Genomic DNA, 17971 nt, shown 5'->3' with positions numbered 1-17971 from the left:
GCACCCGGCAGGTGGGTGGACGGAGCGGGCTGGAGCGCGATGACTGGGCTTGGCGAGCGGCTGGACCGGCTGGTGGGCAAGAAGTCGGCGGACGCGCTGGCCGCGGCGTACGCGCTGGGGACGGCGGGCGACCTGCTGCGCCACTACCCGCGCCGCTACGCCGAGCGCGGCCAGCTGACCGACATCGCGGGCCTGGAGGTCGGCGAGCACGTCACGGTCATGGCCAAGGTCGTGTCGGTGAACAAGCGGCAGATGAAGACCAAGCGCGGCACGCTGGTCGAGGTGTCGCTGACCGACGGCAAGCGGACGCTGGACTGCGCGTTCTTCAACCAGCCCTGGCACATGGAGAAGCTCAAGCCGGGGATCAGCGCGCTGTTCGCGGGCAAGGTCACCGCGTTCCGGCAGAAGCTGCAGCTGGCCAACCCGGACTACCAACTGCTCGACGGCGATGTCGACGGGGACGGTGACGGCGATGGGGACGGTGCGGCCGGGCCCGGGGCGGTCGAGGAGTTCGCCGGCGGGCTGATCCCGGTCTACCCGGCGTCGGCGAAGATCCAGTCCTGGCAGATCGCGCAATGCGTGCAGCAGACGCTGGCGGTGCTCGACGAGATCGAGGACCCGTTCCCGGACGCGTTGCGCGACAAACTCGGTCTGCCGCCGTACGAACAGGCGGTGCGCTCGATCCACCGGCCCGCGGAATGGGCGGACCTGGAACTGGCGCGCACCCGGCTCAAATGGGACGAGGCGTTGTCGGTGCAGTTGGCGCTGGCCCAGCGGCGCCAAGCCGCGGGCGCCCGCCCGGCCCCGGCCTGCCCCCCGATCGCGGGCGGCCTGCACGACGAGTTCGACAAGCGGTTGCCGTTCACCCTCACCGCGGGCCAGGTCGAGGTGGGGTCCGCGATCGCACAAGACCTGTCCGGCGCGCACCCGATGAACCGGCTCCTGCAAGGCGAGGTCGGCTCCGGCAAAACGATCGTCGCCCTGCGCGCCATGCTCCAGGTCGTCGATTCCGGCCGCCAAGCGGCGATGTTGGCGCCGACCGAGGTCCTGGCCGCACAACACGCCCGCTCCCTGCGCGAATTGCTCGGCGACCTCGGCCAAGGCGGCGAACTCGGCGCGGCGGACAACGCCACCCGGGTCACCCTCCTCACCGGCTCGTTGACGGCGCCGCAACGCAAACAGGCCATGCTGGACGCCGCGAGCGGTGCCGCCGGGATCATCGTCGGCACGCACGCGCTGATCCAGGACAAGGTGTCCTTCGCCGCCCTGGGCCTGGTGGTCGTGGACGAACAGCACCGCTTCGGCGTCGAACAGCGCGACGCCCTGCGCGGCAGGGCGGGCGAGAACCAGAGCCCGCACGTCCTGGTGATGACCGCGACCCCGATCCCCCGCACCGTGGCGATGACGGTCTACGGGGACCTGGAAACCTCGTCGCTGCGCGAACTCCCGGCGGGCCGCTCCCCCATCTCCACCACGGTCGTCCCGGTGTCGGAGAAACCCTCGTGGCTGGACCGGGTGTGGCAGCGGGTCCGCGAGGAAGTCGCGGGCGGACACCAGGCCTACATCGTCTGCCCCCGCATCGGCGACGAGGAAGACGGCCCCGGCGGCAACGACGACGGCCGCCGGCCACCGCTGGCCGTGGTGGAGGTCGCGGAGATGCTGGCTGGCGGACCGCTTTCCGGCCTGCGGGTGGGAATCCTGCACGGCCGGATGGCCGCCGACGACAAAGACGCGGTGATGCGCGGCTTCGCCGCCGCCGAGATCGACGTCCTCGTGGCGACAACGGTGGTCGAAGTCGGCGTGAACGTCCCCAACGCCACAGCCATGGTCATCATGGACGCGGACCGCTTCGGGGTCAGCCAGCTGCACCAGCTACGCGGGCGGGTCGGGCGCGGGTCCGCCCCGGGGGTATGCCTCCTGGTCACCGAGATGATCGGCGGAACGTCCACAAGAGACCGACTGGACGCGGTGGCGGCGACGCTGGACGGGTTCGAACTGGCGCGGATGGACCTGGAGTTGCGGCGGGAGGGCGACATCCTGGGGGCCAGCCAGTCGGGGGCGAAGTCCGGGTTGAAGATGTTGTCGCTGATCCGGGACGAGCAGGTGATCGCGGATGCACGGGTGGTGGCGCAGGCGCTGATCGCGGACGATCCGGAGCTGGGGGCGTATCCGGGGTTGGCGGGGATGGTGCGGCAGGTGGTGGCAGCGGACCGGGCGGAGTACTTGGAGAAGGCCTGACGCCGGCGCTCTCGGGCTATCCACAATGCCTTCCGCTGTCCACAGGGGAACTTTTGCGCTCCCGGTGTGTGTGACCGCTTCGGTAGGCTGTATATCGGGGGCTCTTGTGGTGGATGATCTTGTGGATGCGTTCTGTGGTGATGAGTTGTCCACAACGGGCTCTGCTGTCCACAGGCTGCTGCTTGACGCTCCCGGTTTGTCGGGCTGCGGCGGTAAGCTGTGTATTTGGGGGCTTTGATCAGGTTGATCTTGGCGTAGGCCGTGGCTGGGAGTGCGGGGCAAGGGATTCGGGCCTCCGCCTTCGGCTCCGGTAAACGGCTCGCCTTCGGCATTGCATCTGATCCGCGATTTTCGAGCTTTGCTCGATGCGGTGGACCTGTTTTGCGCGGGGCCCCTACGACACCCGACGCAGAACCGCAAAGCAGGGGCCCAAAAGCAGGCCCTGCCGCGCGAACAACGCTACGGGTGCCGTCCCCCCACACAAAACAGGTCCACCCCATCGAGCACCTGGCACCAGCGAGTCCGACTGTCCAGGCGCTGGGAAGGTGGGCTGACGAGAGCGGGCTGAGATGGCACCGCCAAGTCCGAGTGTCCAGGCGCTGAGTAGGTGGGCTGGGGCAGACCTGACGGCAGCTGGAATGGCACGGTTGGGTTCGAGGCCAGTGGCTGACTAGGCGGGTCGGGGCGGACCTGATGGGGGCTGGGTTAGTGGGTAGGCGCCGGGCCTGGCAGGGGGGCTTGGTGCCGAGTGTCCAGTGGGCGCAGAATCGCGTCCGGTTGCTCCAGCGACCAGGGCAGAGGGCAATCGGATTTGCCCGATCACCAGCTCAAAGGCTATTTCCACCCAGCGGGAACACCACCCGGCCGGACGGCAGACCCCACCCACCCGGGGGGCCACCCACATCCAGCCTAGCTGAATCCGAGGGCTGTCAAGGGGGTCCGGCTGAACCTGTGGATGGGCAGGCAGGTTGTGGACAAACCAAACCGAAGCGAGCGGCGGCCGCGTGGCGAAAAGCACGCGGCCGCAGGTGACCTAAGGGAGTTTCCAGTCCACGGGCTCCGCGCCCTGTTCCACCAAGAGTGCGTTGGCTCGGCTGAAGGGCTTCGAGCCGAAGAAGCCCGCGTGGGCCGAGAGCGGGCTCGGGTGGGCTGACTCGATGGCCGGGAGGGAACCGAGCATCGGGCGGAGGTTGCGGGCGTTGCGGCCCCACAGGATCGCGACCAGCGGGCCGCCTCGGGCGGCGAGGGCGCGGATGGCCTGTTCGGTGACCTCTTCCCAGCCCTTGCCCTGGTGCGAGTTCGACTTCCCCGGTTCCACGGTCAGCGCTCGGTTGAGCAGCAGGACGCCGTGTTCGGTCCACGGGGTGAGGTCACCGTTGGTCGGGGTGGGGTGGCCGAGGTCTTCGACGTATTCCTTGTAGATGTTGATGAGGCTCTTGGGGATCGGGCGGACCTCGGGGGCCACTGAGAACGAAAGGCCCACGGCGTGGCCGGGGGTGGGGTAGGGATCCTGGCCGACGATGAGGATTCGGACGTTGTCGAAGGGTTGTTGGAAGGCGCGCAGGACGTTCTCACCGGCGGGCAGGTAGGTGCGCCCGGCCGCGATCTCGGCGCGCAGGAAGTCGCCCATGACGGCGATCTTGTCGGCTACGGGTTCCAGTGCCCGGGCCCAGCCCGGTTCGACGATCTCGCTCAGCGGTCGTGCCACGGCGGCAGACCATACTCACCCCGACGAGTGGACTTCGTCACGGGGTGAGGATCTTGCCGAGGTGGCGGGCGTTCGGCGAGTCGGCGTAGTGGCCGAACGGGGGGATGGGGGCGTAGCCGCTGGTGAGGTAGAGCTCGATCGCCTCCGGCTGCTTGGTGCCGGTCTCCAGGATGAGCCTGCGCAACCCGCGTTCCACCGCCGTGCGCTCCAGTTCGGCGAGGACCGCGCGGGCGAGACCGCGGCCGCGCGCGGTGGGGTTGACGTAGAGCCGCTTCATCTCGGCGGTCTGCTCGTCGTGCACGCGCCACCCACCGGAGGCGACGGGGACGTCGTCGAGGTAGCCGACGAGGAACAGGCCCGACGGCGGGGTGAACTCGGCGGGGTCGACCGGGGTCTCGTCGACGCCGCCGTAGCGGATGACGTACTCCTGCTGGACCTCGGCGATGAGCTTGACCGCGTCCGGGTGGGCGTAGTCGCGGATGTCGATGCGCACGCCCGCGATTGTCGCTCACCCGCGCGGGAAACCAACCGGCCGGCGGTGCAGAACACAACAGAACACAGCAGAACGCCAGCGGCACAGGGACACAGGGGAAAAGGACAGCGATCAGCGCCAGTGCTGCCAGCCCCCGGCCCCGGCGTAGACGGCGCCGTCGACGGTGACGCCCTGGCCGCGGCCGACGGTGCCGATGACCCGCCAGCCCTCCGGGACCCCGTGCGGGTCGGGGAAGGTCGCGGCCAGCGCGTGGTCCTCGCCGCCGGTGAGCACCCAGTGCCGGGGGTCGCCGCCGAGCGCGGAGGCGACGTCGACCAGGCGCTGGTGCACCTCGATGAGGTCGGAGCGCACGTCGATGGCCACAGTGGAGGCCGCGCAGAGGTGCCCGAGGTCGGCGAGCAGGCCGTCGGAGACGTCGATCATGGCGGTGGCGCCCGCGTCGGCGGCGGCCGGACCCGCGGCGTACGGGGGTTCCGGCGCGCGGTGGGCGCCGACGACGCTGACCGGGGACCGGAAACCGCGGCCGAGGACGGCGAGCCCGGCCGCGCTCCAGCCGAGCTTGCCCGCCACCGCGAGGACGTCGCCCGGGCGCGCTCCGGCCCGGGTCACCGGCGCCCGACCGCGCAGATCACCCAATGCGGTGAGGGAAATCACAAGGGTGGCGGACTGGGTCATGTCGCCGCCGACGATGCCGACGCCCGCCCTGGCCGCTTCCTGCCACATGCCCGCGGTGAGCTCCTCGATCACCGCGGCCGGGGTCCCCGGTGGACACGCGATGCCCACCAGCACCGCGGTCGGCTCGGCGCCCATGGCGGCGATGTCGGCGAGGTTCACCGCGACCGCCTTGCGCCCCACGTGCTGCGGGGTGGACCAGTCGAAACGGAAGTGCACCCCTTCGACGAGCACGTCGTTGCCCGCCACCACCCGCCCGTCCGGGGCGGCCACCACCGCCGCGTCGTCGCCGGGACCCAACAGGGTGGTCCTCGGCTGCGCTCTGCCCCTGGTTACCCGTTCGATGAGTCCGAACTCACCCACCTCGGCAACGGTTTCCGCGCCATCAGGCGTGTTCGGACTCACTGCTTCCTCCGATCACCGACATTCGGAATCCCCAACGAAAGGCAACTGGGGTACGTTGCTGGACACGTTCCTACCTCTAGGGGACTCATAACCGCGAAGGGGCGCGCCGTGGTCCACGCATACATCCTGATCCAGACCGAGGTCGGCAAGGCCGCTGCGGTGGCGGCGGAGATCGCGGGCATCGCGGGCGTCACCACGGCCGAGGACGTGACCGGCCCCTACGACGTGATCGTGCGGGCGGAGGCGGACAACGTCGACCTGCTCGGCCAGCTGGTCGTGGCCAGGATCCAGAACGTCGACGGCATCACCCGCACGCTGACCTGCCCGGTGGTCCACCTCTGAGCCGTGGTCTAGTGGGTCGGTGAGCACCGAGCACGCCGACCCGGGCCAAGCAGGCCTGTCCCGCACCGCCATCGCCGCCGGAGCGGCCTTGGCGGTGCTGCTCGTGGTGGGCGTCGTGGTCGCCAGCCGGTTCCTGCCGGACGAGCCCGCGCAGGCCGCGCCCGCGTCACTGGCCCCCGCACCGCGGACCGGACCGGTGGGCCTGGTGCCGGTCGACGCGCCCGCCGCGGGTGCACCGGAGTGCGCGACCCTCACCGCGGCGCTGCCCGCCGCACTGCCCAACGGCGACAAGACCCTGCCCCGCCTCGCCGTCGCCGACCCGGCCCCGGTCGGCGCCGCCGCCTGGGGCGACCAGGTCGGTGACCCGGTCGTGTTGCGCTGCGGCCTGGGCAAGCCGCCGGAGCTGACGCCGACCGCGGGCCTGCGCGAGGTGTCGAAGGTGCGGTGGCTCGTCGTCGAGGGGGACGGCGCGTCCACCTGGTTCGCGGTCGACCGACCGGTGTACGTGGCGCTCACCCTGCCGTCGGGTCTCGGTACCGGGCCGCTGCAAACAGTGTCCGAAGTGGTCGGTCAGGCGCTCGCCGCGCAAGAGGTGCGGCCATGACCGGTGCGGGTGGGGACCACCCCGATCCCCTTACCGCAGACCGGTTCCCCTGGCCAGCGCGGTGTCGATCAGCACGGTGAGCAGGGTCGGGTAGTCGACCCCGCTGACCTCCCACATCTGCGGGAAGGCCGAGGTGGGGGTGAAGCCGGGCATGGTGTTGACCTCGTTGACGGTCAGCTCACCGTCCTCGCCGACGAAGAAGTCCACCCGGGCCAGGCCCTGGCAGTCCAGCGCGCGGAACGCGGCGATGGCGGTCTCGCGCAGCCGCTCGGCGACCTCGTCGGGCAGCTTCGCCGGGATGTCGAGTTCGCAGACGTCGTCGAGGTACTTGGCGTCGAAGTCGTACCAGTCGATGCCCTCGGCGAGGCGGACCTCGGCGGGCAGCGACGCGCGCACGGAGCCGTCGGGGAACTCCAGCACGCCGCACTCGACCTCGCGGCCGACGACCGCGCCCTCGACCAGCACTTTGGGGTCGATGGCGCGCGCGGTGGCGATCGCGGCGTCCAAATGGTCCCAGGAGGTGACCTTGCTGATGCCGGTGGACGAGCCCGCGCGCGAGGGCTTGACGAACACCGGCAGGCCCAGGTGCTCGCGCTCGTCCTCGGTCAGCGTCGCGCGGTCGCGGCGCAGTTCCACAAAGCGACCGACCGACAGGCCCTCGGCGGCGAGCAGTCTCTTGGTGAAACCCTTGTCCATCGCGACCGCGCTGGCGAGCACGCCGGGGCCGACGTAGGGGACGCCGACCATCTCCAGCAACCCCTGGATGGTGCCGTCCTCGCCGTAGGCGCCGTGCAGCACCGGGAACACGAGGTCCACACCGCTGACGACCTCGCCCTCGCGGCCGGGCTCCAGCACGACCAGACCGGCGGCGGTCGGGTCGGCGGGCAGGGTCAGCGCGGTGCCGTCGGTGATGGTCGGCAGGGCGCGGTCCTGGATGCGCAGCACGGCCGGGTCCGACGGGCCGAGCACCCAGGCGCCCTCGCGGGTGACGCCGACCGGCACGACCTCGAACCGCTCGGGGTCCAGGTTGCTCAGCACGCTGCCCGCCGAGACGCAGGAGATGGTGTGCTCGGTGCTGCGACCGCCGAAGACGACCGCGACCCGCAGCTTCGGCCGCGGCGCGGCCACCACGGCGGGTGACTCGTCGGGGGACAGCGCGTCGGGGGTGGGCACGTCGGTCGGCATGGTGGACGAGACTACCCGGATGGCGTACCCACGGGGTCGCTCGACCGGGACAGCAGCGACAGCAGGTCAGGGATCGCGGCGCGCAGCTGGGGACGCGAACACGCCGCGTAACCGACCGCGATCCCGAACCAGGCGGGCGGCCCGAAGTGGTGACGGGCGAGGCCGTCGAGGGTGATGCCGCGGGCCCTGGCCGCCTCGATCACCGCGCGCTCGACCTCGGCGGAGGCCAGCGGCACCACCAGGTGCGCGCCCGCGTCGTCGCCCAGGAAGCGCACGTCGGCGGCGGTGAGCGCGTCGACGAGCATGCCGCGCCGCTCGGAGAGCTCGCGGCGCAGCTTGCGCAGGTGCCTGCCCAGGTCGCCGTTGCGGGCCAGCTCCACCACCACGATCTGCCCCGCCGCCGACGGGCTGGTGCCGGTGCTGTCGCGGTGGTGCAGCACGGCGGCGATGACCGGGGGCGGCGCGACCATCCACCCGACGCCGAGCGCGGGGGTCAGGATCTTGCTGGTGGTGCCCAGGTGCACCACGACGTCGGGCGCGAGCGCGGCCAGCAGCGGCAGCGGGGCCACGTCGTAGCGCAGTTCGCCGTCGTAGTCGTCCTCGATGACCAGCCAGCCGTCGCGGCGGGCCCGGTCCACCAGGGCCACCCGGCGCGCGGCCGACATCCGCCTGCCGAGCGGGTACTGGTGCGCGGGCGAGCAGTAGACCGCGCGGGCGCCGTCGGGGATCGCCTCGAGCAGCAGGCCGTCCGCGTCGACCGGGGCGGGCACGACGACCAACCCGGCGGCCACCATGGTCTGGACCGCGCGCTGGTAACCGGGTTCCTCCACCGCCACGACGTCGCCCGGGCTCAGCACCGAGGCGGCCAGCTCGGCGACCGCGGCTGTCGTCCCCGCGGTCGCCAGCACCGACTCGCCCCCGTCCCCGCCGTGGTCACCGCCGACCCGCAAACCGCGGTGGCGCAACAGGTGTTCGGCCACCGTGGCGCGGTAGGCGGGCACGCCTGCGCGGGTGGGCCTGGGCAGTGGCGCCACGTCCGCGGCGCCGCGCCAGGCCCGCCGCCACGCGGACCGGTCGATCCCGCTTGCCCACGGCGACCCCGGCCGCAGGTCCACCTCGGCCACCTCGGTCGGCTCGGCGGGCCGCGGCTTGGGCCGCGCGGACGGCGACCCGGGTGGCGCGGTGGTGACGTAGGTGCCGGAGCCGTGCTTGCCGGTGATCCACCCCTCGGCGTGCAGCTGCTCGTAGGCGGCGGCGGTTACCGTGCGGCTGACGCCGAGCTGCGCGGCGAGGGCGCGGGTGGAGGGCAGCCGGTCGCCGCTGCGCAGCCTGCCGTCCCCGGCGGCCGCGCGCAGCTCCTCGGCGAGCTGCACCGCCAGCGGTGTGGGGGACGCCCGGTCGAGGGTCACCGGCAGGGCTGGACTCTCCGACACCAGTGGCCTCCTGAAATCACCGAGCTGTGGCCCTGTCAGGATGCCACTCGGCTGGTGCAGCGTAAACGGTGTGACCGAGACCAGCCCCCCACCGCACGCGGACCTGCCCCCGCTCTCGCCGACCCCGCGCAGCACCGTCAAGCGCGGCGCGCACCGCGCCGCGGCCGACCGGGCCACGCTGTACGCGGTGCTCGACGCGGGCCTGATCTGCCACCTGTCCACGGTGGTCGACGGGTCCCCGATCGTGCTGCCCACCGGCTACGGCCGCGACGGCGACACCCTCTACCTGCACGGCTCGACCGGCGCGCGCAGCCTGCGGGCCGCGATGGCGGGCATCGAGGTGTGCGTCGCGGTGACCCTGCTCGACGGGGTCGTCTACGCCCGGTCGGTGTTCCACCACTCGATGAACTACCGGTCGGCGGTCGTGCACGGCACCGCGACGCAGATCACCGACCCCGAGGAGAAGCTGCGCGGCCTGCGCGTGCTGACCGAGCACATGGCGCCCGGCTCGTGGGACCACGCGCGGCCGCCGAGCACCAAGGAGTTGGCCGCCACGGCGGTGCTGGCCCTCGACCTCGCCGAGGCCGCGGTGAAGACCCGCGACGGCGCGCCCGGCGACGACGAGGAGGACGTGGTCGCGAACGTGGCGTGGGCGGGTGTGCTGCCGATCCGGCAGGTGTGGGGCGACCCGGTGTCGGACTCCGACCTCGAGCAGCCCGCGCACATCACCGCTCGGGCAGCCTCTGGAGCCCGGTGACCGGGTCGATCCGGTAGTTGCGCATGGCCGGGCGGGTGGACCGGTAGACGTGGATGCTCACCGCGGGGTCGGCCGTGTCGTTGCCGACCTGGTGCACGTAGCCGGGGCCGAACACCCGCGACTGCCCCTCGACCAGCGTGTGCAGCACCTCGGCTGGCCGGTGCGCGGCGGCGACCCGCTCGGTGAGGGTGCCGGAGACCACGGTGAACGCGCCGGTGGCGGTGCTGTGGTCGTGCAGGTCGGTGTGCTGGCCGGGCAGCCAGCTCATCAGCCAGATCTCCTGCCCGTCGACCCGCTCGACCAGGGCGGCGAAGCGCCGGGCCGGGTCGTAGCGCAGCAGCGGCGCCCAGCGGGCGCGGTCCTGGGCGTACTGGCGGGCGATGAGCACGGGGTGCGCGGTGGCCGGGGTGGCGGCGAGCGCGATGGTGTTGGGCGGAACGGCGAACATGGCCGGGGGTGTCCTTCGGTGGCGGTGAACACAGCTGGGACGGCCCGGTGACCCGGGTCGGCGGATGGGCTGGATCAACGACACGGACAGAGCGCGCTCGCGACAAGACCGAGGTCGACGTGACCCCGGCGGTCGGCGATGGCGCGCAGCAACACGCGGCACAGCGTGGCAGCGCCCCCCGGGCGGGCGCAACCCACCGCGAAGCGGTCCTACTCCGTGGGACAGTGCCCCACCGGGTGCGGCGGTGCCCCACCGGCGGCGCCCGACCAGCGGTGTTGCGGGTGTCGCCGCCGGTGGGGGCGGTGCCGTCGGCCAATCCGGCGGGGCCGGTGCCCCGAATGACCGGCGACGTGTGGACGCGGGTCCCGCGGGGGTTTGGTCGACGAGAGCGGGTGTTCATGGCCGAGCGGGTTCGGCGGATCGCGGGCGGTGGTGCCTCCGGTGAGGCGCGCCCACCGGAGGCGGAAACGTTGTTGCAGCAGGTGGCCCGGGGCGACGAGGGTGCCTTCGAGCAGCTCTACGACCAGGTGTCGGCCCCGGTGTTCGGCCTGGTCCGGCGGATCGTGCGGGACCCGGCGCAGTCGGAGGAGGTGACCCAGGAGGTGCTGCTGGAGCTGTGGCGCACCGCGGCGCGGTTCAGCCCCGAGCGGGGCAGCGCGATGACCTGGGTGATGACCCTGGCGCACCGGCGGGCGGTGGACCGGGTGCGCTCCTCGCAGTCGGCGACCGACCGGGAGGACCGCGCCTACCGGCGGGAGACCAGCAGGCCGTTCGACGAGGTGGCCGAGCAGGTCAGCACCCGGCTCGAGCACGAGCAGGTGCGCCGCTGCCTGTCCTCGCTGACCGACCTGCAACGCGAGTCGGTGGAACTGGCCTACTACCGCGGGTTGACCTACCGCGAGGTGGCGGAACTGCTCGACACGCCGCTGGGGACGATCAAGACTCGACTGCGCGACGGTCTCATCCGCCTGCGCGACTGCCTGGGGGTGGCCCGATGACCGCAGACATCCACGCGCTGACCGGCGCCTACGCCCTCGACGCGATCCCGGAGATCGAGCGCGCAGCGTTCGAGCGGCACCTCGCCGACTGCGACGCGTGCGCCCAAGAGGTGCGCGAGTTGCAGGCCACCGCCGCCCGCGTCGGGGACGCGGTGTCGGAGGTGCCACCACCGGAGCTGAAGGCGCGGGTGCTCGCCCGCGTCGCCCAGGTCCGCCAACTGCCGCCGCTGGAGCACCACGCCACCGGGCAGGCGCGCCGCCCCCGTTCGGCGTGGGCGCTGCGGTTGACCGGAATCGCGGCCGCCGCGCTGCTGGTCGTGTCGGTGTCGCTCGGTGTCCTGCTGGTGCGCAGCCAGGAGGAGCTCGACACCCAGAAGTCGCAGTCGGTGGCCATGGTGGAGTTGCTCTCGGCCGACGACGCCCGGTTCGTCAGCGGGTCGACGACCTCGGGCCTCAACGGCACCGTTGTCGTGTCCCGCGCGCAGGGCAAGGTCATGCTGCTGGCAGCGAACCTGCCGCCCGCCCCGGTGGGCAAGACCTACCAGGCGTGGCTGATGCAGGACGACGGCAGCCCGCGCTCGGTGGGCCTGCTGACCCCGGACAACACCGGTCGGGCGTCCATCGTGGACAGCTCGGGGATCGGCTCGGCCAACCAGGTCGGTGTCAGCATCGAGGCCGCGGGCGGGTCGGACACCCCGCACGGCGACGTCGTGATGAAGATGGCCCTGCCGGTCTAGGCACCCGGGGCACTAGCCCAGCGCTGTGAGGACATCGGCGACCAGGTCGCGGGTGTCCTCACAGCCGCAGGAGAAGCGCAGCAACCCCGCCGGGACCTGGTCGCCCCAGCGCGCGCGGCGGTCGGCGCTGGAGTGCAGGCCGCCGAAACTGGTGGCCGAGGACACCAGCCGGGACGCGGCCAGGAAATCGGCCACCGCCGCGGCGGGATCCCGGTCAGTGAGATCCGGTCCGGCGGGGCCCAGTTCGAAGGTGATCACCCCGCCGAAGCGGCGCATCTGCCGCGACGCCACCGGGTGCGCCGGGTCGTGCGGGGAACCCGGCCAGCGCACCGACCGGATCCGTGGGTGACCCCGCAACGCCTCGTACAGCGCGGCGGCGTTCTCCGCCTGGCGGGCCAACCTCAGGTCCAGCGTGCCGAGACCGCGGTGCGCCAACCACACCTCGAACGGTCCGGGCACCGCCCCGCTCGCCGTGCGCTCGGACCGCAGCCGGGCGGCCAACTCCGGGTCGGCGGCGGTGACGTGGCCGAGCACGATGTCGCTGTGCCCGGCCAGGGCCTTCGTGTCGCTGGCGAGGGTGAGGTCGGCGCCGAGCTCCAACGGCCGCTGCCCCAACGGGGTCGCCGTCGTGTTGTCGACCGCGACCAGCGCGCCCGCCGCGTGCGACAACCGCGCGATCTCGGCGATGTCGCACACGTCGAGGCCGGGGTTGGACGGGGTCTCCAGCAGCACCAAGCGGGCGCCCGCGACCGTGTCGGCCGTCCACTCCCCCGCTGTCGGGACTTCCCGCACCACCAAGCCATTCATGTGCTCGCGCACGTAAGACCGGGCCAGGTAGTAGCCGTCGGACGGCAGAACCACCGTGTCACCAGGCTTAAGAAGCACCCTCAGCACCGACGACACCGCCGCCATGCCGGAGGCGTAGGCGATGCAGGACCCGCCGTCGAGCTCACCGATCGCTGACTCCAACGCGCGCCACGTCGGATTGCCCGCGCGGCCATAGAAGTCGTCGGCAGGATCATCGGACAAGTGGAACTGCGCGGCCAAGACCGGCTGCGGCGCAACGGCGGCACCCGGCGCGGCAGGAGCGAGTCCCGCGTGCACGCAGCGGGTCCCGTCCCCGAACGGCGCGCTCACCGTTCCGGCCTGGTCTTGCGGCCGATGAGCTGACCGGCCATCTCGTTCGGGTCGAACCCGTCGTGGCAGACCCGGTGCACCACCTCGGTGATCGGCATCTCCACCCCGTGCCGCAGCGCCAACTCGCGGATCGAGGAGCAGGACTTCACGCCCTCGGCGACCTGCCCGCCCACCGCGGCCTGCGCCTGCGCCATGGTCTCGCCGCGACCGAGCCGCGCGCCGAAGGTCCGGTTGCGCGACAGCGGCGAGGAGCAGGACGCCACCAGGTCGCCGAGCCCGGCCAGTCCGGCGAAGGTCATCGGGTCCGCGCCCAGCGCCGCGCCGAGCCTGCTGGTCTCGGCGAGGCCGCGGGTCATCAGCGTGGCCAAGGTGTTGGCGCCGAAGCCGAGCCCGTCGGCCATGCCGCAGGACAGTGCGATGACGTTCTTGCAGGCGCCGCCGAGCTCGCAGCCGATGACGTCGGTGATCGTGTACGGCCGGAAGTAGCCGGTGGTGCAGGCCCGCTGCAGCGCCACCGCGCGGTCGTGGTCGCGGCAGGCGATGACCGTCGCGGTCGGCTGCTCCTCGGCGATCTCCTTGGCCAGGTTGGGCCCGGACACCACCGCGACCTGGTCCTCGGGCACCCCGGCCACGTCGACGACGACCTCGCTCATCCGCTTGAGGGTGCCCAACTCCACCCCCTTGGCCAGGCTCACCAGCGTCGCCCCGCGCGGCAGCAACGCCCGCCACGCGGTCAGGTTGTGCCGCAGGGTCTGGCTGGGCACGGCGAGCACCACCGTGCCAGCGCCCTCGAGCGCCGCCCGCGGGTCCGAAGTGGACGTCAACGGGTCCGGCAGCACCACCCCCGGGAGGTAGTCCCGGTTCTGCCTGGTCGCGGCGATGCCCTCGGCGACGTCGCGCCGCCGCGCCCACAGGACCACCTCGGTCCCCGCGTCGGCCAGCACCTTGGCGAAGGTGGTCCCCCAGGACCCCGCGCCCATGACCGTGATCTTGCCCGCCATGGCTGCGCCCGCCTCAGCCCTCTGCGGCGTCGCGCTTGCCGCCCGCGCGGAAGAAGCCCGCGGGCTCCGGCTCCTCGCGGATCTCGGCCAGCAGCGCGCGCACCCGGCTCATGAGCAGGTCGGTCACCTCGCGCAGCAACTGGTTGGTCACCGGCTTGCCGCGGTAGGCCGACAGGTCGACCGGGTCGCCGACGATGGTCACCACCTGCTTGCGCGGGAACGGCCGGAACTTCTTGTCGTAGCCGTTCCAGATCCGCTGGGTGCCCCACCGCGCCGCCGGGATCACCGGGACGTCGTTGTCCAGCGCCAGCCGCGCCACGCCGGTGCGCGACCACATCGGCCAGCCAGCCGGGTCCTTGGTGATGGTGCCCTCGGGGTAGATGAGCACGAGCTTGCCGTCGCGCAGCGCCTCGTGCGCGGCGCTGAGGCTGTTGCGGGCGTCGGAGGAACCGCGGTAGACGGGGATGCCGCCGGAGCCCGCGAGCATCTTGCCGAACACCGGGATCCGGAACAGGCTGTCCTTGGCCATGAACCGCGGCACCCGCCCGTTGCGGTGCACGAAGACCGCGTCGCTGGCCGGGTCCAGGTGCGAGACGTGGTTCATCACCAGCAGGGCGGCGCCCTCGGTCGGCAGCTTGTCCGCGTGCCGGTAGTCCCGCTTGCCCAACCAGCTCACCGGGTAGAACACGGCCGCGGACAGCCCCACCCAGAACCCGCCCTTCTCACGCTTGCCCAACGCCGCTCCTCCGCATCAACCCCGGCCGGCGAACAACCGGCAGGCCCGCACCCGCACGTGACCCGTGAGTCTCCCTGCCGGACCCGGCCGGGGTCCACACGGGTCCACTAGCGGGTGGGTCGCCGCCCACCGCGGTCGCGGCCGGCAGGATCGGTGCCGTGGTCGACATCGTGGTGCCGGTGAAGAACCTGGACCGGGCCAAGTCCCGGTTGCGCGGTGCGGTGCCCGGCGGGGCCGGGGAGCACCGCAAACTGGTGCTCGCTGTGGTGTTGGACACGGTGGGCGCCGCGCTCGCGGCGCCGGGGGTGCGCAGGCTGCTGGTGGTGTGCGAGGACGCGCGGGTGGTCGCGGCGCTCGCCGGGACCGGCGCCGAGGTCGTGGACGAGCGCGGCCTGCCCGGGCTCAACGCGGCGCTGGACTTCGGCGCCGCGGTGCTGCGCCGCGCGGACCCGCGCACCGCGGTGGCCGCCATGCAGGCCGACCTGCCCGCGCTGCGCCCGGCCGACCTCGCGGCCGCGGTGGCCGAGGCGGACGGGCGGCGGGCGTTCGTCGCCGACCGACCGGGCACCGGCACCACGCTGCTGCTCGCCGCGGCGGGCGCCGCGCTGGACCCCAGGTTCGGGCCGGGGTCGGCGTCGGCGCACGGTGACGGCGCGGTCCGCGTCGGTGAGTCGCTGCCACACCTGCGTTGCGATGTGGACACCCCCGGTGACCTGCGCCTGGCGCTCGAGCTCGGCCTCGGGCCGCGCACCGCCCGGCTGGCCCACGCGGGCTGCCGGGTGCGGTGACCGCCCCGGGGTGGATGTGGCGAGAATTCACGTCCGCGTACCGGCCACGGGTGCGCCAACGGGTACCCCGTACCTGACAATGGGGCCGTGAGCACCGAGAGCACCCCGGACCAGGCCCCGACGACCAGCGGCGAGAGCACCGTTGCCGTGCCGCCGCCCGCGACCGACGGTGTGGAACCGCGGGGTGTGCCCTCGGCACCGCCCGCGGTCACCCCGGCGACCGCGCCGACCGACCTGCCCGACGACCGCTACCTGAACCGGGAACTGTCCTGGTTGGACTTCAACGGGCGGGTGCTCGCGCTGGCCGAGGACGCCTCGCAGCCGCTGCTGGAGCGGGCCAAGTTCCTGGCCATCTTCGCCTCCAACCTCGACGAGTTCTACATGGTGCGGGTCGCGGGCCTCAAGCGCAGGAACGAGACCGGGCTCTCGGTGCGCAGCGCGGACGGGCTGACCCCGCGCGAGCAGTTGGGCTACATCTCCAAGCGCAACCAGGACCTGGTCGAGCGGCACTCGCGGGCCTTCGCCGAGCAGGTGCGCCCGGCGTTGCGCGAGCGCGGGATCAGCATCGCGGGCTGGGCCGAGCTCACCGACGACGAGCACAAGCGGTTGGCGGCGTACTACCGCGACCAGGTGTTCCCGGTGCTGACCCCGCTCGCGTTCGACCCGGCGCACCCGTTCCCCTACATCTCCGGGCTCTCGCTCAACCTCGCCGTGACGGTGCGCAACCCGGAGACCGGGCGGGAGAGCTTCGCCAGGGTCAAGGTGCCCGACAACGTGCCGCGGCTGGTGCCGATCGACCGCAGCGCCGACGAGCAGGTGGCGGTGTTCCTGCCGCTGGAGGAGCTCATCGCCGCGCACCTGCCGACGCTGTTCACCGGCATGGACGTCATCGAGCAGCACGCGTTCCGGGTGACCCGCAACGCCGACCTGGAGGTCGAGGAGGACCGCGACGAGGACCTGCTCAAGGCCCTGGAACGGGAACTGGCGCAGCGCCGCTTCGGTCCCTCGGTGCGCCTCGAGGTCGCCGACGACATGACCGAGCACATGCTCGAACTGCTGCTGCGCGAGTTGGAGGTGCACCCCAACGACGTCGTGGTGGTGCGCGGGCTGCTCGACCTGTCGTGCCTGTGGCAGCTCTACGGCGTGGACCGCAAGGAGCTCAAGGACCCGCCGTTCCGGCCCGCGACGCACCCGGCGTTCGGTGAGCGGGAGACCCCGCGCAGCATCTTCGCGACGCTGCGCGAGGGCGATGTGCTGGTGCACCACCCGTACGACTCGTTCTCCACCAGCGTGCAGCGGTTCGTGGAGCAGGCGGCCAGCGACCCGCACGTGCTGGCGATCAAGCAGACCCTGTACCGCACCTCGGGCGACTCGCCCATCGTGGACGCGCTCATCGACGCGGCCGAGGCGGGCAAGCAGGTCGTGGCGCTGGTGGAGCTGAAGGCGCGCTTCGACGAGCAGGCCAACATCAAGTGGGCGCGGCAGCTGGAGAAGGCGGGCGTGCACGTGGTGTACGGCCTGGTCGGTCTCAAGACGCACTGCAAGACCTCGCTGGTGGTGCGCCAGGAGGGTTCCACGATCCGCCGCTACTGCCACATCGGGACCGGCAACTACAACCCCAAGACCGCGCGGCTCTACGAGGACGTCGGCCTGCTCACCGCGGAGCCCTCGATCGGCGCGGACCTCACCGACCTGTTCAACGTCCTCACCGGCTACGCCCGCCAGGACCAGTACCGCAGCCTGCTCGTGGCGCCCTACGGCGTGCGCCGCGGCATCGTCGAGCGCATCGAGCGCGAGGTGGCGCACCTGCGCGACGGCAAGCCCGCGGGCATCCGGATCAAGATGAACTCCCTGGTGGACGAACAGGTCATCGACGCGCTGTACCGGGCGTCGCAGGCCGGTGTGCCGATCGATGTGGTGGTGCGCGGGATCTGCGCGCTCAAGCCGGGCATCCCCGGGCTGAGCGAGAACATCCGCGTCCGCTCGATCCTGGGCCGGTTCCTGGAGCACTCGCGGATCTTCCACTTCGCGGGCTCCGACGAGCACTGGATCGGCAGCGCGGACATGATGCACCGCAACCTGGACCGCCGGGTCGAGGTGCAGGTCCGGGTGACCGACCCGAGTCTCACCGCGCAACTGGACGCCATCTTCGACTCCGCGCTGGACCCCTCGACCCGCTGCTGGCTGCTGACCCCCGGCGGCGAGTGGGTCCCCGCGCCCGAAGAGGGCAGTTCGGTGCGCGACCACCAAGCCGAACTGCTGGCCCGCCACCGCGCGCTGGGCTGAGCC

Annotated in this window: 17 protein-coding genes; 8 read left to right on the top strand and 9 right to left on the bottom strand. The window is 72.4% G+C overall.

Translation table 11 applies throughout. The features are described from left to right. Positions 1 to 39 precede the first annotated feature (39 nt). Complete coding sequence (gene recG / locus LV75_RS32745; protein ID WP_253891276.1) at positions 40 to 2238, top strand: ATP-dependent DNA helicase RecG; 2199 nt, start codon at positions 40 to 42, stop codon at positions 2236 to 2238. A gap of 1033 nt (positions 2239 to 3271) precedes the next feature. On the opposite strand, the gene LV75_RS32740 is transcribed toward recG, so the two are convergent. The 3 genes from LV75_RS32740 to LV75_RS32730 all read right to left on the bottom strand — a co-directional run bounded on the left by LV75_RS32740 (position 3272) and on the right by LV75_RS32730 (position 5516). Beyond that, positions 3272 to 3946 (bottom strand): uracil-DNA glycosylase, encoded by a 675-nt coding sequence (locus LV75_RS32740; RefSeq protein ID WP_253891274.1) that lies wholly within the window; start codon positions 3944 to 3946, stop codon positions 3272 to 3274. Positions 3947 to 3983: 37 nt separating this feature from the next. Further along, positions 3984 to 4433: a GNAT family N-acetyltransferase gene (locus tag LV75_RS32735; protein WP_253891314.1), complete on the bottom strand. Its 450-nt coding sequence runs from the start codon at positions 4431 to 4433 to the stop codon at positions 3984 to 3986. A 117-nt stretch (positions 4434 to 4550) separates the two neighbouring features. Further along, positions 4551 to 5516, bottom strand: a complete 966-nt coding sequence (locus LV75_RS32730) for a thiamine-phosphate kinase (protein ID WP_253891273.1) — start codon at positions 5514 to 5516, stop codon at positions 4551 to 4553. A 108-nt stretch (positions 5517 to 5624) separates the two neighbouring features. Between LV75_RS32730 and LV75_RS32725 the strand changes: the two genes are divergently transcribed. Together LV75_RS32725 and LV75_RS32720 are read left to right on the top strand one after the other, a co-directional pair. Continuing rightward, a complete protein-coding gene (locus LV75_RS32725) occupies positions 5625 to 5858 on the top strand; it encodes an Lrp/AsnC ligand binding domain-containing protein (protein ID WP_204451150.1) in 234 nt (77 codons plus the stop codon). A gap of 19 nt (positions 5859 to 5877) precedes the next feature. Next, positions 5878 to 6462: a DUF3515 domain-containing protein gene (locus tag LV75_RS32720; protein ID WP_253891271.1), complete on the top strand. Its 585-nt coding sequence runs from the start codon at positions 5878 to 5880 to the stop codon at positions 6460 to 6462. 30 nt (positions 6463 to 6492) lie between these two features. On the opposite strand, the gene LV75_RS32715 is transcribed toward LV75_RS32720, so the two are convergent. Beyond that, on the bottom strand, positions 6493 to 7647 hold the full coding sequence (locus tag LV75_RS32715) for a D-alanine--D-alanine ligase family protein (RefSeq protein ID WP_253891269.1): 1155 nt from the start codon (positions 7645 to 7647) through the stop codon (positions 6493 to 6495). Between the two features lie 11 nt (positions 7648 to 7658). Further along, the gene (pdxR, locus tag LV75_RS32710; RefSeq protein WP_253891312.1) at positions 7659 to 9083 is read right to left on the bottom strand and encodes a MocR-like pyridoxine biosynthesis transcription factor PdxR; all 1425 of its coding nucleotides are present in this window, start codon (positions 9081 to 9083) and stop codon (positions 7659 to 7661) included. A gap of 67 nt (positions 9084 to 9150) precedes the next feature. On the opposite strand from pdxR, the gene LV75_RS32705 reads away from it, so the two are divergent. Next, positions 9151 to 9837 carry a pyridoxamine 5'-phosphate oxidase family protein gene (locus LV75_RS32705; RefSeq protein ID WP_253891267.1) on the top strand — a complete coding sequence of 229 codons (687 nt, stop codon included), beginning with the start codon at positions 9151 to 9153 and terminating at the stop codon, positions 9835 to 9837. On the opposite strand, the gene LV75_RS32700 is transcribed toward LV75_RS32705, so the two are convergent. Further along, the gene (locus LV75_RS32700) at positions 9806 to 10285 is read right to left on the bottom strand and encodes a cysteine dioxygenase (RefSeq protein ID WP_253891266.1); all 480 of its coding nucleotides are present in this window, start codon (positions 10283 to 10285) and stop codon (positions 9806 to 9808) included. The two genes, LV75_RS32705 and LV75_RS32700, sit on opposite strands and share 32 nt — an antisense overlap. A gap of 398 nt (positions 10286 to 10683) precedes the next feature. On the opposite strand from LV75_RS32700, the gene LV75_RS32695 reads away from it, so the two are divergent. After that, entirely contained in the window at positions 10684 to 11283 is a 600-nt protein-coding gene (locus LV75_RS32695) for a sigma-70 family RNA polymerase sigma factor (RefSeq protein ID WP_253891310.1), read from the top strand. Continuing rightward, positions 11280 to 12020 (top strand): anti-sigma factor, encoded by a 741-nt coding sequence (locus LV75_RS32690; RefSeq protein WP_253891264.1) that lies wholly within the window; start codon positions 11280 to 11282, stop codon positions 12018 to 12020. The genes LV75_RS32695 and LV75_RS32690 overlap by 4 nt, the downstream gene beginning before the upstream one ends. A 12-nt stretch (positions 12021 to 12032) precedes the next feature. Here LV75_RS32690 and LV75_RS32685 read toward each other — a convergent pair whose 3' ends face one another. The 3 genes from LV75_RS32685 to LV75_RS32675 are packed head-to-tail and all read right to left on the bottom strand — an operon-like array spanning position 12033 to position 14894. Next, positions 12033 to 13157, bottom strand: coding sequence for a cystathionine gamma-lyase (locus LV75_RS32685; RefSeq protein ID WP_253891262.1), 1125 nt, complete (start codon positions 13155 to 13157; stop codon positions 12033 to 12035). Then, complete coding sequence (locus LV75_RS32680) at positions 13154 to 14158, bottom strand: NAD(P)H-dependent glycerol-3-phosphate dehydrogenase (protein WP_253891261.1); 1005 nt, start codon at positions 14156 to 14158, stop codon at positions 13154 to 13156. The genes LV75_RS32685 and LV75_RS32680 overlap by 4 nt, the downstream gene beginning before the upstream one ends. 13 nt (positions 14159 to 14171) lie before the next feature. Continuing rightward, positions 14172 to 14894 (bottom strand): lysophospholipid acyltransferase family protein, encoded by a 723-nt coding sequence (locus LV75_RS32675; protein ID WP_253891259.1) that lies wholly within the window; start codon positions 14892 to 14894, stop codon positions 14172 to 14174. Between the two features lie 158 nt (positions 14895 to 15052). Here LV75_RS32675 and cofC point away from each other — a divergent pair, with 158 nt between their 5' ends. Together cofC and LV75_RS32665 are read left to right on the top strand one after the other, a co-directional pair. Then, positions 15053 to 15682: a 2-phospho-L-lactate guanylyltransferase gene (gene cofC / locus LV75_RS32670; protein ID WP_372504284.1), complete on the top strand. Its 630-nt coding sequence runs from the start codon at positions 15053 to 15055 to the stop codon at positions 15680 to 15682. 147 nt (positions 15683 to 15829) lie between these two features. Then, on the top strand, positions 15830 to 17968 hold the full coding sequence (locus tag LV75_RS32665) for an RNA degradosome polyphosphate kinase (RefSeq protein WP_253891306.1): 2139 nt from the start codon (positions 15830 to 15832) through the stop codon (positions 17966 to 17968). Positions 17969 to 17971 lie beyond the last annotated feature (3 nt).

Source organism: Actinokineospora diospyrosa (assembly GCF_024171925.1).
Lineage (GTDB): Bacteria > Actinomycetota > Actinomycetes > Mycobacteriales > Pseudonocardiaceae > Actinokineospora > Actinokineospora diospyrosa.
Note: the sequence above shows the minus strand (reverse complement) of the source record. Positions and strands in the feature narration are given on the sequence as shown.